Source organism: Streptomyces sp. NPDC052687 (assembly GCF_040678395.1).
Classification (GTDB): Bacteria; Actinomycetota; Actinomycetes; order Streptomycetales; family Streptomycetaceae; genus Streptomyces.
In genome coordinates this window covers 1-13,538 of record NZ_JBFATR010000035.1, presented here as the reverse complement: position 1 = coordinate 13,538, position 13,538 = coordinate 1, and the positions used below count along the sequence as shown (strand labels likewise).

The window sequence follows — 13,538 nt, the reverse complement described above, 5'->3', positions numbered from 1 at the left end:
ACGTCTCCTACTCGGGACTACTCGGGGGTTTCGTCGAGCGCGTGGCCCACGAGGGACAGAAGGGTCTCGATGACCGAGATCCGGCGGCGCGCATCCATGATCATGACAGGTATGTGCGCGGGAATCGTGAGGGCCTCGCGAACGTCCTCCGGGTCGTACAGCTCGCTGCCGTCGAAGTGGTTGACGGCGACGACGTACGGCAGGCCGGAGCTCTCGAAGTAGTCCAGGACCGGGAAGCAGTCCTTCAGCCGGCGGGTGTCGGCCATCACGACGGCACCGATCGCGCCGCGCACGATGTCGTCCCACATGAACCAGAACCGCTGCTGGCCCGGCGTGCCGAACAGGTAGAGCACCAGGTCGTCGTCGAGCGTGATGCGGCCGAAGTCCATGGCCACGGTGGTGGTCAGCTTGCCGGGCGTGGCGGAGAGGTCGTCGGTCTCCTCGCTCGCCTCGGTCATCAGGGCCTCGGTCTGCAGCGGGGTGATCTCCGAGACGGAGGTGACCAGCGTGGTCTTGCCGACGCCGAAACCGCCCGCCACCACGATCTTCGTGGCGATCGGGGCGCGGGTGCGGTCCGTCTGCCAGGGCTGTTCGGGCCCCTCGGGTTCGAGGAGCGGGGAGACACCGTGAGCGGCATCAGAGACGGCGGAGTCCACTCAGCACCCTTTCCAGCAGCGCTCGGTTCGGGCGGCCCGTGCCGTGCCCGGTACCGGTTCCGTACACCCGGATCTTTCCCTGGTCCGCGAGGTCGCTCAGGAGCACGCGGACCACGCCGAGCGGCATCTTCAGCAGCGCGGCGATCTCGGCCACCGTACGCATACGGCGGCACAGTTCGACGATGGCCCTCATCTCCGGCATCACCCGGGTGGTGAGGGAACCGTTCGTCAGTTCCCTGCGCTCCTCGGCGGCGTCCAGCGCGGTCGTGGTGGCCACGAAGGTCTCGACCAGCAGGACGTGCCCGAAGCGGGTCCGGCCGCCGGTGAGCGAGTAGGGGCGGACGCGGGCGGGTTTGCGGTCGCCGCCGCGCACCGGGAGATGCGGCTTGGGTGTGGCGCTCATCGGGCACTCCCCGTCGACTCGGACTCCAGGGATTTCCGCAGTTCGCTACGGAGTTCGGGGGTGAGCACATGGCCGGCGCGGCCGACGAAGAGCGCCATGTGGTACGCCACGACGCTCATGTCGCAGTCCGCGGAGCCGTGCACACCGAGCAGCGAACCGTCGCTGATCGACATCACGAACAGGCTGCCCTCGTCCATCGCCACCATCGTGTGCTTCACCCCGCCGAAGTCCATCAGCCGGGCGGCGCCGACGGTCAGGCTGCCGATGCCGGAGACGATGGTGGCCAGGTCGGCGGAGGAACCGCGGGGACCTGCGGGGCGTCCCTCCCGCGCGGCCCGGGCGGCCTCGTTGCGGCCCGGGTCGGAGGAGAGCAGGAGCAGTCCGTCGGAGGAGACCACCGCGACGGAGAGGATGCCGGGCACCTCCTCGACGAGGTTGGTCAGCAGCCAGTGCAGATTGCGGGCTTCACTGCTCAGTCCGAAGGTACTGGGCGCGGTCAACTGCTTGCCTCCTCGACTGTGCCCCCCGTGGCTTCTTCGGCGTGTGCGTGTGCGGGTCCAGTGGAGCTGGTGCGGTGCTGTGCGGGTACGTCCGGCGACCGGGTCTCGGTCGTCTGCTCGGCGATCTCCGCCTCGACGTCGCGGCGACCGGCTTCCGCCCCCCGACGGAAGCCGCCCAGCCTGCGGCGCAGTGCCTCGGCGTCCACGCCGCCGGTCCGCGGCCGGGGCACCGACGCGGGCGCGCTGATCCTCGGCGTGCGCTTGGGCAGCCCCTTGTCGGTGAGCTGTTCCTCGCCCTCGTCGGGGGTGCGGTCGTGGGTGTCGGGGCCGATGGCGTACGGGTCGGCGGGGGCGGCCGGTTCCGGGCCCGCGGCCGGCGGCTCCCCGGCCGCGGGGCCGGGCTCCGCGGAACCGGGCTGCCTGGAGCCGGGCTTCGTGGGCGCGGTCTCCGGGAGCAGCAGCTCCATGGTGGTCTCGGACGTGGTCTGCGGGGCGGGGTGGTCCCCCGTCGCCGTATCGGCGCCGGCGGGCGCGCGCCCGGCCTCCGGCTGCGACTGCGGCCCGGCCTCCGGCTCCTGTCCCTGCTCCTGTGCGGGTACGGCGGTCCCGGCCGGTTCCTCCGGCCGTACGGCCGTGTCCGCCTCGGGGCGCGTCCGCTCGGCCGGTTCGGGCCGGGACGCCTCGGCGGCGAGGTGCTCGGCGGGCTCGGCGGCGGAGTCCTCGGCGGTCTTCCGGGCCGTGCCGTCGGTCGTGCCGTCGGCCGTTCCCTCCGCCGCGGCCTTCTGCCGTACGGCCTTCTCGGCGAGGGCGACCAGCGGGTCGTGCTGGTGGGTGCGGCCGGGCAGGACGTTGGAGTTGGCCTCGGCGTCGGCGCCGGGCAGGGAGAAGGAGGCGGTGCCCTCCATGGAGGGGGACGCGCTGGGCACGGCGGCCGGGCCGCCCTCGGCGAGCAGCGGCTGCGGCAGCACCACGACCGCCGCGACCCCGCCCTGCTTCTGCTCCCGCAGCTGGACCCGCACCCCGAGGCGGTGGGCGAGCCGGGCCACGACGTACAGCCCGAGTCCGAGCCCGTCCTCGCCCTCCTGGTCGTACGCGGCCTCGGGGTCGAAGTCGGCGAGCCGGGCGTTGAGCCGGGACATGCGGTCCTCGGTCATGCCGATGCCGCCGTCCTGGACGGAGATCATGACCTCGCCGTTCTCCAGCAGCCAGCCGGAGACCTCGACGGGCACGTCGGGCGGGGAGAACGAGGTGGCGTTCTCCATCAGCTCGGCCAGCAGGTGGGAGAGGTCGTCGGCGGCGAACCCGGCGATGTGCGCGTGCGGCGGCAGCGCGGAGATCCGCACCCGCTCGTACCGCTCGATCTCGCTGACGGCGGCGCGGACGACGTCGACCAGCGGGACCGGGCCGGGGTGGTGCTGGATGTGCTCGGTGCCGGCCAGGACGAGCAGGTTCTCGCTGTGCCGGCGCATCACGGTGGCGAAGTGGTCGAGCTTGAACAGGGTGGAGAGCCGGTCCGGGTCCTGCTCGCGCTCCTCCAGCTGCTCGATGACCGCGAGCTGACGCTCGACCAGGCCGAGCGTGCGCAGCGCCAGGTTGACGAAGGTGGAGCCGATGCTGGTGCGCAGCCGCTCCAGCTGGGCCGTCGACTGCTCCAGTTCCGCGCGCAGTTCCTCGCGGGCGTCGGCCATCTTCTGGCGCTGGCCGACCAGGTGCTTGCGGTCGGCCTCCAGCGTGGCGACCCGCTCGTGCAGGGTGACGGCCTGCGCGTGCAGGGCGTTGACGGAGCGGACGACGCGGGCGAACTCGTCGTTGCGCCCGGTGAACTTCACGGGCTCCTCGGCGGCCGGGTCGGCGGCCTCGGCGAGCCGGGCGGAGCCGATGCGCAGCACGGCGAGCGGGCGGGTGAGGGAGCGTGCCATGGCGGTGGCGACGCCGACGGCGAGCAGCAGCAGCGCGCCGAGGATGCCGATCCGGATCTCCAGCGCGGTGACGTCGTCGTCGCGCAGCGCCTCCAGGTCCTTGACGCGGCGGTCGTAGAGCGCGGCCTCGACGCCGCGCATCGCGTCGACGCGGGCGGAGAGCGCGGCGTTCAGCTTCGCGGCGTCGGTGGCCAGCTCGCGGTCGGAGAGGGACGGCTGGTCGGTGAGGCTCGCGAGGTACTTCTCGGCGGAGTTGACCTCGGGGCCGGTGACCGTGGAGTCGTAGGAGGCGCGGGCGGTCTTCGGGGCGGTCTCGCGGAAGTCGGCGAGGGCCGCGTCGGAGCGCAGCCGGGCCTGCTGGGCGGCGGCGGTGAGGGCGGTGCGCGCCTTGGTGTCCGCCTCGGAGGAGGTGCCGGCCGTGGCGGGCAGTCCGGTGACGGGGTCGATGACCGTCTGGGTGGAGCGGGGCACGCTGAGCGCGGCGAGCAGCAGGCCGCGGGTGGCGGCGGCCTGCTGGACGGCGGTGTCGAGCTCGGCGAGGGCGTACGCTCCGGCGCCCGCGCGGGGCGGGAGCTGCTGGGCCAGGTCCTCGGCGAGCCGGTGGAGTTCGGCGATCGCGTCGGAGTACGCCTGGTGCGCTTCGAGAGCGGTGCTCTTGCCGGTGAGCGCCGCTCTGCGCACGGCGGCGATGCCGTCGAGGTCCTTCAGCAGCCGCGCCGGGGTGTCGGTGTCGCCGCGCAACTCCTCGACCTGCCGGTCGACCCGGGCGCTGCGCTGCTCGGAGGGCGCCTTGGACTTGGGGCGCCCGGCCGCGACGTACGCGATGACCTCGTCGCGCTCGTCGGCGAGCGCGTGGGCGAGCGCGAGGGCGTCGCGGGTCTGCTCCGAGAGCGTCACCAACTCCTGGGTGTCGCTCGCCTGTCCGGCCGCCGCGAGCACCGACGGGGCGCCCGCGCCGGCGATGGCGGCGGCCACGACGGCGACGGCCACGATGAGGCGGTTGCGTACGTGGGTGGGGCGACCCTTCCCGACGGGGGTGTGCTCCGCTGCCCCCTGCGGGGCCGTCTGCTTGCCTGTGCGCCGAGGCCGCTTCTTCTGCACCGGTGCTCGCATTCCTGACTCGTGTACCCGTGGACCCGGGTGACGCGCCGTCAACTGGCGCGTACTCCCGGTACAGTTCCCGACCCTCCCAGTGCCGGTGGGCAGGGGGCGTGCATCGCCTGACCCGCCACCCGAAGGAGTGAACATCGGACGGGAGTTGGCGGGCAAGTTCCTCTGGCGTGTGCGACGGCCCTGTGCGGCAGGCCGGTTGGACGTCGGCCGCAGGCTTTGGCAGTATTCGCCGCCACGTCTTCCCGGAGTGCGCCATTCCCTCCCAAACCCGGCTCCTGACCTGCGACGGTTCGGGTATCCGGCGACCGATGCCGCTCTTTCGCGGACCTTGTGAAGGGCTCGTGCAGACTGACGGGATGCGTACGGAACTTGTCACGGTGCCCGGCGATCCGGCGCGTCCCAACGAGGACTTCGCCGGTGTCTGCCTTCCCGCGTCCGGACAGGGCGGTTGCCTGGTGGTCCTGGACGGCGTGACGCCGCCCCGAGGAGGCACCGGCTGTCTGCATTCCGTCCCCTGGTACACCGCGCGCCTCGGCGGGGCGCTGACCGAACTGACCGTTTCGCTCCCGGATGTTCCGCTGTCCGGGGTGCTGGCCCGCGCGATCGCCCGTACCTCTCGGGCCCACGGCTCAACCTGTGACCTTTCTCACCCGCGCACCCCGCAGGCGACGGTGGTTCTGGCCCGCTGGACGGAGACGGCCGTCGACTATCTGGTGCTCTGCGACTCCGTTCTGCTGCTGGAATCGCCGGACGGGGCGGTCACCGCGGTCCTCGACGACCGTCTCGCCCGCCTTCCCCGTGCGGCCCTCGCCTCCGACACCGTGATCGACGCCACCTTGCGCAACCGGGAGGGCGGCTTCTTCACCGCCGCCGCGGACCCGGCCGTCGCCGACCGCGCGGTCACCGGCACGGCCCCGCGCGCCTCGGTCACCGCCCTGACCGCCCTCACCGACGGCGCGGCCCGCTGGACGGAGACGTTCCGTGAGGGCGACTGGACCGACCTGCACACCACCGTCCGCAAGAACGGCGCCCAGTGGCTGGTCGAGCGGGTGCGGGCGCTGGAGCACGCGGACCGTGACCAGCCCGCCCCGCTGATCCGCGGCAAGCGTCACGACGATGCGACGGTGGCGTTCGTGGAGCTGTGAACCACGCCCGCCCCGGCCGGCCCGGCCCCCACCCTCCGGCCCCCACCCTCCGGGACGCACCGCCGGCGGCGGCTCCAGCGTCCGCCGCAGCCGCACGACCGGCTCCTGCCCACCGTCCGCCGTCCGCCGGCTTCCTCCCCGAGGTCGGCGTCGGCGCCTCCCACAACCCCACCGCGGCGCACATCTGCCATTCCCTGGACGACGCCGCGCCGCGCGCCCGTTCGCTCTCCCGCCGAGCCCTGCCGGGCTCTCCCAGGGAATCGGGACAGGAGGGACTCGCACCCGCCCTGATCAGCGGGAACCGCACCCGCGTCCGGTGATCGCTGACAGCGAACAACCGCCGGGGAACATTCGCGCCCCCCCCGAGCATTGAGTCGGCATAACTCAACTTGACTGCCGAAGGGGAGATCATGGCTGCTGAGTCCACGGCGTTCACGCCGCTCACCCTGCCTGTGCTGCCGCTCGACGACGAGGTCGTGCTGCCCGGGATGGTGGTTCCGCTGGACCTCAACGACGCGGATGTACGGGCCGCGGTGGAGGCCGCTCAGGCGGCCGCGCGGTCGGAGCCGGGCAAGCCGAAGGTGCTCCTCGTCCCCCGCGTCGACGGCACCTACGCGAACACCGGCGTCCTCGGCACCGTGGAACAGGTCGGCCGGCTCGCCGACGGTGACCCGGGCGCCCTCATCCGCGGCCGGGGCCGGGTGAAGATCGGCGCCGGGACGACCGGGCCGGGCGCCGCCCTGTGGGTGGAGGGCACGCGGATCGACGAGAGCGTGCCGGACCCGCTGCCGGGGCACGTGACCGAGCTGGTCAAGGAGTACAAGGCCCTCGCCACCGCCTGGCTGAAGAAGCGCGGCGCCTGGCAGGTGGTCGACCGGGTGCAGGCCATCGACGACGTCTCGGCGCTCGCCGACAACTCCGGCTACTCCCCGTTCCTCACCACCGAGCAGAAGGTCGAGCTGCTGGAGACCGCCGACCCGGTCGCCCGCCTCAAGCTCGCCACCCAGCAGCTGCGCGACCACCTCGCCGAGCAGGAGGTCGCCGAGACCATCGCCAAGGACGTCCAGGAAGGCGTCGACAAGCAGCAGCGCGAGTTCCTGCTGCGCCGCCAGCTGGAGGCGGTCCGCAAGGAGCTGCGGGAGCTGAACGGCGAGAAGGAGGGCGAGGAGTCCGACGACTACCGCGCCCGCGTCGAGGCCGCCGACCTGCCCGAGAAGGTCCGTGAGGCCGCCCTCAAGGAGGTCGACAAGCTGGAGCGGGCCTCCGACCAGTCCCCCGAGGGCTCCTGGATCCGCACCTGGCTGGACACCGTCCTCGAACTGCCGTGGAACGAGCGGACCGAGGACGCGTACGACATCCAGGGCGCCAAGGCCGTCCTGGACGCCGAACACGCCGGTCTGGAGGACGTCAAGGAGCGCATCACCGAGTACCTGGCGGTGCGCAAGCGCCGCGCCGAGCGCGGCCTGGGTGTCGTCGGCGGCCGGCGCGGCGGTGCCGTGCTCGCCCTGGTCGGGCCGCCAGGTGTCGGAAAGACCAGTCTGGGCGAAAGTGTGGCGCACGCCATGGGCCGCAAGTTCGTCCGGGTCGCCCTCGGCGGCGTCCGTGACGAGGCGGAGATCCGCGGCCACCGCCGTACGTACGTCGGCGCGCTGCCCGGCCGGATCGTCCGCGCCATCAAGGAGGCCGGCTCGATGAACCCGGTCGTCCTGCTGGACGAGATCGACAAGGTGGGCTCCGACTTCCGCGGCGACCCGGCCGCGGCGCTCCTCGAAGTCCTCGACCCCGCCCAGAACCACACCTTCCGCGACCACTACCTGGAGGTCGAACTCGATCTGTCGGACGTCGTCTTCCTGGCGACGGCCAACGTCCTGGAGTCCATCCCGGAGGCCCTGCTCGACCGCATGGAGCTGGTCCGCCTGGACGGCTACACCGAGGACGAGAAGATCGTCATCGCCCGCGACCACCTGGTACCGCGGCAGCGGGAGCGCGCCGGGCTCGACGCGGACGAGGTGACCATCGACGAGAGCGCGCTGCGCAAGCTGGCCGGCGAGTACACCCGCGAGGCGGGCGTGCGGAACCTGGAGCGGTCGATCGCCCGGCTGCTGCGCAAGGTCGCCGCCCAGCACGAACTGGGCGAGCGGGAGCTGCCGTTCACCGTCACCGACGCCCATCTGCGCGACCTGATCGGCCGGCCGCACCACGTGCCGGAGTCGGCGCAGGACCCGGCCGAGCGCCGTACGTCCGTCCCGGGCGTCGCGACCGGCCTCGCGGTGACCGGCGCGGGCGGTGACGTCCTCTACGTGGAGGCGTCGCTGGCCGACCCGGAGACCGGCGCGGCGGGCCTGACCCTGACCGGCCAGCTGGGCGACGTGATGAAGGAGAGCGCGCAGATCGCCCTGTCGTTCCTGCGCTCCCACGGCGCCGAGCTGGAACTGCCGGTGGCCGACCTGAAGGACCGGGGCGTGCACATCCACTTCCCGGCGGGCGCGGTCCCCAAGGACGGCCCGAGCGCGGGCATCACGATGACGACGGCCCTGGCGTCCCTGCTGTCGGGCCGCCTGGTCCGCACCGACGTGGCGATGACCGGCGAGGTCTCCCTGACCGGCCGTGTGCTGCCCATCGGCGGCGTCAAGCAGAAGCTGCTGGCCGCTCACCGCGCGGGGGTCACCACGGTGATCATCCCCAAGCGCAACGAGCCCGACCTGGACGACGTCCCGGCCGAGGTGCTGGAGAAGCTGGACGTCCACACCGTCACGGACGTCCGCCAGGTCCTGGAGCTGGCCCTGGCCCCGGCGACCGGCACCGCCGGCTCCGCCGGTTCCGCCGGTTCCGCCGGTGCCGCCGGTTCAGAGGTGCCGGTGGCGGCGTGACGGACGCCACCGGACCAGGAGGGCCCGGCCCCCGTGAGGGAGGTCCGGGCCTTCCGCCGCGCGTCAGCCGTACGCGAGCGCCTGCACGCGGTCCAGCGCGCCGTTGAACCAGTCGTGGTCGCCCACGGTCGGCCCGGTCGAGGTGTACTGCCACATCGTGTAGTACGCCCAGCCGGCCGGCAGCTCCCCCACCGTCGACGCGTACCGCGCGATCCACAGGGGGTTGTACTGGGCGAAGCCCGCGTAGTTGCCGGTGCACTGCTTCCACCAGCTGGTGGCGGTGTAGATGACGGCGTCGCGGCCGGTGCGGGCCTTGTAGGTGTTCAGGAAGTCGCGGATCCAGGAGACCATCGCGGTCTGGGACTTGCCGTAGCAGGCGGCGCCGTAGGGGTTCCACTCGATGTCGAGGGCGCCGGGGAGGGTCCTGCCGTCGCGGGACCAGCCGCCGCCGTTGTCCACGAAGTAGTGGGCCTGGGCGGCGCCGGTGGTGGTGTCGGGCGTGGCGAAGTGGTAGGCGCCGCGGATCATGCCCACGGTGTACGAGCCGTTGTACTGCTGCGCGAAGTACGGGTTCTTGTAGTACGTGCCCTCCGTGGCTTTCACGTAGGCCCACTTCACGCCGCTGTTCCACAGGGTCGTCCAGGCGACGTTGCCCTGGTGGCTGCTGACGTCGACGCCTTCGGTCTGGACGGCGCCGCGGGGGGTGGGCCTGCCGTGGACGCCGTCGTGGGCGGGGACGCCCATGCCCATGTACGCCGTGCCGCGGGCGGGGGCGTCGGCGGCGGACGCGGGGACGGCGAGGAGCGGGAGGAGGGCGGTGAGCAGGAGGCCGGCGAGGACGAGGCGGCGCCGGCGGCGGGTCGTTCCGGATCTGTGCACGGGCATGACGTGCCTCCGAGGACTGGGGAACTCGTCGAGGGGTGCTCGGTGCAGGGAGATGCGGCTGGCGTGCACATGCCAGTAGTTGCGCGCTGAAGAAGCTACGCACGTAGACGTGCGGGAGGGAAGAGGGCCCGGTTGCCGCCGTTGGTCTACGCCTGCGAAATACTGACGGAGCTGCGGCGATGGTGGCCTTTGGCAGGAACTTTCAGGATCGGGAAACCGGATCAGGGGTGCTGACGTGCACGAGGACGGAAACGGCGGCGGACACGCGGGCGAATCCGGGACGTCGCCGAGTGGTGTGGACCAGGAGTACCTGGCCCTGGAGCGGGAGCTGACGGTGCTGATGCGCCGGGCCCGCGCCAAGCAGGGCGAGATGGCCCGCGCGGTCCATCCCGACCTGGAGTCCGCGGCGTACGGCCTGCTGGTCCGGCTGGACGAGTGCGGCCGGCAGCGCGCCACCGAGCTGGCGGCCTACATCGGCGTCGGCAAGGCCACCATGTCCCGCCAGTTGCGCGCCCTGGAGGACCTGGGCCTGGTGGCCCGCGAGCCGGACCCCGCCGACGGCCGCGCCTGGCTGGTCCATCTCACCGAGGAGGGCAGCCGCCGGGTCCAGCGGGTGCGCGAGGCCCGCCGCGCCCGCTACGTCAGCCAGCTCGCCCACTGGGACCGCCGCGAGGTGGCGGAGCTGGCCCGGCTGCTGCGGCAGCTGAACCAGGGCATGGAGAAGTAGGCCCGGTCGTGGCCCCGGTCGCGGCCCCGGTCCTGGGCCGTTCGTAGCCCCGGCCGTTATTCGGCCGACGGCCCGTCAGCGAAGTGCCAGGATGGACGGATGTCCACCGCTTACGAGATTCCTGAGGTGCTGGACCGCCGCGAGGGCCCCTACGGGGAGGTCGTGCTGCGCCGGCACGGTGACCTGCTGCAGATCATCGCGAACGGCTGCTTCCTGATGGACACCTCCGACGGCCGTTCGGAGCGGCGGCTGATCGACGCCGCCCTGGGCGCGCTCGACGCGCGGCCCGCGCCGCGGGTGCTGATCGGCGGGCTGGGGGTCGGCTTCTCGCTCGCACACGCCGCCGCGAACGACCGCTGGGGACGGATCACGGTGGTGGAGCGCGAGCCCGCCGTCATCGACTGGCACCGCGGCGGCCCGCTCGCCGAACTGTCCCGGGCGGCGCTGGCCGATCCGCGCACGGAGATCGTGGAAGCCGATCTGGTCACCTTCGTCAATGAGACATCCGCCACGTACGACGCGCTGTGCCTGGACATCGACAACGGGCCAGGATGGACCGTCACGGACGGCAACGAGGGGCTGTACGCACCGGCCGGACTGGCAAGCTGCACAAGGGTGTTGAGCCCCGGCGGAGTGCTCGCGGTGTGGTCCGCCGAGCCCTCCCCGGAATTCGAAGAAACCTTGCGGAATGCCGGATTCCAGCATGTGCGTACCGAAGAGATCCCCGTTGCCCGGGGCGTTCCGGACGTCGTGCACCTCGGCGTCCGACCTGGATAGCAAAGGCGCGGTGACTCCCCGTACGCTGCATGCCTGACGCGGATCATTCAAGCGTCAATCGCAGTCATGCGCAGACAAGGGATCACCCCACTGATTCCGGAAAGCACACTTTTGGGGCGGGCGATGGAGCAGACACACACCTCCCACAACGGCACGGCGACGACCACCCCGGGCGCACAGCGCCGGGTCCTGGTGGTCGAGGACGACGCGACGATCGTCGACGCCATCGCGGCCCGCCTGCGCGCCGAGGGATTCCTGGTGCAAACGGCCGGTGACGGTCCGGCGGCGGTCGACACGGCGGAGGCCTGGCAGCCCGACCTGCTGATCCTCGACATCATGCTGCCGGGCTTCGACGGCCTGGAGGTGTGCCGCCGGGTCCAGGCCCAGCGGCCCGTCCCGGTCCTGATGCTCACCGCGCGCGACGACGAGACCGACATGCTGGTCGGGCTCGGCGTGGGCGCCGACGACTACATGACCAAGCCGTTCTCCATGCGGGAGCTGGCGGCCCGGGTGCACGTCCTGCTGCGCCGGGTGGAGCGGGCCGCGCTGGCCGCCTCCACCCCGCGCAGCGGCATCCTGCGCCTGGGCGAACTGGAGATCGACCACGCCCAGCGCCGGGTCCGGGTGAAGTCGGAGGACGTGCACCTCACGCCCACCGAGTTCGACCTGCTGGTGTGCCTGGCGAACACCCCGCGCGCGGTGCTCTCCCGTGAGCAGCTGCTCGCCGAGGTGTGGGACTGGGCGGACGCCTCCGGCACCCGCACGGTCGACAGCCACATCAAGGCGCTGCGCCGGAAGATCGGCGCCGAGCGGATCCGCACGGTGCACGGCGTGGGCTACGCCCTGGAGACGCCGACGCCATGAGCGACGGGCGGAGAGCCGCACGGAGGAGCCCCGGCGAACCCTGGGGCGGCGTACGCCCGTTCTCGATCAAGACCAAGCTGGGGGCGCTGGTCGTCATCTCGGTGCTGATCACCACCGGGTTGATGATGGTGGCCATGCGCACCGAGACCGAGCTGCGCTTCATCACCGTCTTCTCGATGATCGCCACCCTGCTGATCACGCAGTTCGTGGCGCACTCGCTCACCTCTCCGCTGGACGAGATGAACGCGGTGGCCCGTTCCATCTCGCACGGCGACTACAGCCGCCGGGTGAGCGAGAACCGGCGCGACGAACTCGGCGACCTGGCCCAGACGATCAACGTCATGGCCGACGAGCTGGAGGCCCAGGACCGCCAGCGCAAGGAGCTGGTCGCCAACGTCTCGCACGAGCTGCGCACCCCCATCGCGGGGCTGCGCGGGGTGCTGGAGAACATCGTCGACGGCGTCACCGAGGCCGACCCGGAGACCATGCGGACGGCGCTGAAGCAGACCGAGCGGCTGGGGCGGCTGGTCGAGACGCTGCTGGACCTGTCCCGCCTCGACAACGGCGTGGTCCCGCTGAAGAAGCGGCGGTTCGAGGTGTGGCCGTATCTCTCGGGCGTGCTGAAGGAGGCCAACATGGTGGCCTCCGCCCGCGCGGGCATCGCCTCCGGCTCCGGCAGCCACACGCGGACGGACGTCCATCTGCACCTCGACGTCTCCCCGCCGGAGCTCACCGCGCACGCGGACCCCGAGCGCATCCACCAGGTCGTCGCCAACCTCATCGACAACGCGGTCAAGCACAGCCCGCCGCACGGCCGGGTGACGGTGAAGGCGCGGCGCGGGGCGCAGCCGGAGTCGCTGGAGCTGGAGGTGCTGGACGAGGGTCCGGGCATCCCGCGTTCGGAGTGGCACCGGGTGTTCGAGCGGTTCAACCGGGGTGCGGTGAGCCGGCCGCACGGCCCGGGCAGCGACGGCGGCACGGGTCTGGGTCTGGCGATCGCGCGCTGGGCGGTGGATCTGCACGGCGGGCGGATCGGAGTGGCCGAATCCGAGCGGGGTTGCCGGATTCTTGTCACTCTTCCGGGACTGCCATCCGGGCCGAGTTGACGTAAAGTTCGAAGCGGAGCCACAAGATCCACGGACGTTCGCGCTGCCGGACACGTGTGATCAGGCAAGGGCCCGCGCCTCGTGCCGCGCCGGGTCCGGCTCGTCGTACCCGTTGTGGCTGGTCACAGACGGGAACCACGCTTGTTTCCCGCCATTATCAACCGCGAAACACGCTTCCCGATGTGACTTACGCGACGATGAACGGGCCTGGCCTGACCTTCGCCGTCATGGAGGCGTAGCCTTTATTCCCGCTGTCCATCACCTTGTGAAGCGGAAGAGGGCGGTTGCCGCCGTGTCGCCACAGTCCCCCAGTAACGCATCGAGCATCTCCACCGACACCGACCAAGCGGGCAAGAACCCCGCTGCCGCGTTCGGTGCCAACGAGTGGCTCGTCGACGAGATCTATCAGCAGTACCTCCAGGACCCGAATTCCGTAGACCGCGCCTGGTGGGACTTCTTCGCCGATTACAAGCCGGGGGCCGCTGGCGCCCCGGCTCCGGCGGGTACCGCGGCCGCGGGGGCCGCGGAGACCACCCCCACCGCTCAGACGCCGGCCGCGCCCGCGGCCGCCGC

General features: G+C 72.1%; 12 protein-coding genes. 7 read left to right on the top strand and 5 right to left on the bottom strand.

Going from position 1 to position 13,538, the window contains the following annotated elements; genetic code table 11:
• Nucleotides 1-17 precede the first annotated feature (17 nt).
• The 4 genes from AB0K92_RS24210 to AB0K92_RS24195 are packed head-to-tail and all read right to left on the bottom strand — an operon-like array spanning nucleotide 18 to nucleotide 4,579.
• A complete protein-coding gene (locus AB0K92_RS24210) occupies nucleotides 18-656 on the bottom strand; it encodes an ATP/GTP-binding protein (protein ID WP_365758006.1) in 639 nt (212 codons plus the stop codon).
• Nucleotides 637-1,059, bottom strand: a complete 423-nt coding sequence (locus AB0K92_RS24205; protein WP_166002276.1) for a DUF742 domain-containing protein — start codon at nucleotides 1,057-1,059, stop codon at nucleotides 637-639. Before AB0K92_RS24205 ends, AB0K92_RS24210 begins: the two co-directional genes overlap by 20 nt.
• Nucleotides 1,056-1,559: a roadblock/LC7 domain-containing protein gene (locus tag AB0K92_RS24200; protein WP_166002275.1), complete on the bottom strand. Its 504-nt coding sequence runs from the start codon at nucleotides 1,557-1,559 to the stop codon at nucleotides 1,056-1,058. Before AB0K92_RS24200 ends, AB0K92_RS24205 begins: the two co-directional genes overlap by 4 nt.
• Nucleotides 1,556-4,579, bottom strand: a complete 3,024-nt coding sequence (locus AB0K92_RS24195) for a nitrate- and nitrite sensing domain-containing protein (protein WP_365926038.1) — start codon at nucleotides 4,577-4,579, stop codon at nucleotides 1,556-1,558. The genes AB0K92_RS24200 and AB0K92_RS24195 overlap by 4 nt, the downstream gene beginning before the upstream one ends.
• 368 nt (nucleotides 4,580-4,947) lie before the next feature.
• On the opposite strand from AB0K92_RS24195, the gene AB0K92_RS24190 reads away from it, so the two are divergent.
• Together AB0K92_RS24190 and lon are read left to right on the top strand one after the other, a co-directional pair.
• Nucleotides 4,948-5,736, top strand: a complete 789-nt coding sequence (locus AB0K92_RS24190) for a hypothetical protein (protein ID WP_365926036.1) — start codon at nucleotides 4,948-4,950, stop codon at nucleotides 5,734-5,736.
• 410 nt (nucleotides 5,737-6,146) lie between these two features.
• On the top strand, nucleotides 6,147-8,606 hold the full coding sequence (gene lon / locus AB0K92_RS24185; RefSeq protein WP_365926034.1) for an endopeptidase La: 2,460 nt from the start codon (nucleotides 6,147-6,149) through the stop codon (nucleotides 8,604-8,606).
• Between the two features lie 63 nt (nucleotides 8,607-8,669).
• Here the strand turns inward: lon and AB0K92_RS24180 are convergent, their stop codons facing one another.
• Nucleotides 8,670-9,491: a lysozyme gene (locus AB0K92_RS24180; RefSeq protein ID WP_365926032.1), complete on the bottom strand. Its 822-nt coding sequence runs from the start codon at nucleotides 9,489-9,491 to the stop codon at nucleotides 8,670-8,672.
• A gap of 235 nt (nucleotides 9,492-9,726) precedes the next feature.
• Here AB0K92_RS24180 and AB0K92_RS24175 point away from each other — a divergent pair, with 235 nt between their 5' ends.
• From AB0K92_RS24175 to AB0K92_RS24155, 5 genes are all read left to right on the top strand, one after another.
• On the top strand, nucleotides 9,727-10,218 hold the full coding sequence (locus tag AB0K92_RS24175; protein ID WP_365926030.1) for a MarR family transcriptional regulator: 492 nt from the start codon (nucleotides 9,727-9,729) through the stop codon (nucleotides 10,216-10,218).
• 99 nt (nucleotides 10,219-10,317) lie between these two features.
• Nucleotides 10,318-10,995 (top strand): spermidine synthase, encoded by a 678-nt coding sequence (locus AB0K92_RS24170; protein ID WP_365926028.1) that lies wholly within the window; start codon nucleotides 10,318-10,320, stop codon nucleotides 10,993-10,995.
• Between the two features lie 123 nt (nucleotides 10,996-11,118).
• Nucleotides 11,119-11,859 carry a response regulator transcription factor gene (locus tag AB0K92_RS24165; RefSeq protein WP_043504074.1) on the top strand — a complete coding sequence of 247 codons (741 nt, stop codon included), beginning with the start codon at nucleotides 11,119-11,121 and terminating at the stop codon, nucleotides 11,857-11,859.
• Nucleotides 11,856-12,965 (top strand): ATP-binding protein, encoded by a 1,110-nt coding sequence (locus AB0K92_RS24160; protein WP_365926026.1) that lies wholly within the window; start codon nucleotides 11,856-11,858, stop codon nucleotides 12,963-12,965. Before AB0K92_RS24165 ends, AB0K92_RS24160 begins: the two co-directional genes overlap by 4 nt.
• Nucleotides 12,966-13,257: 292 nt before the next feature.
• On the top strand, nucleotides 13,258-13,538 hold a 281-nt coding region (locus AB0K92_RS24155), incomplete at its 3' end, for a hypothetical protein (protein ID WP_365926024.1).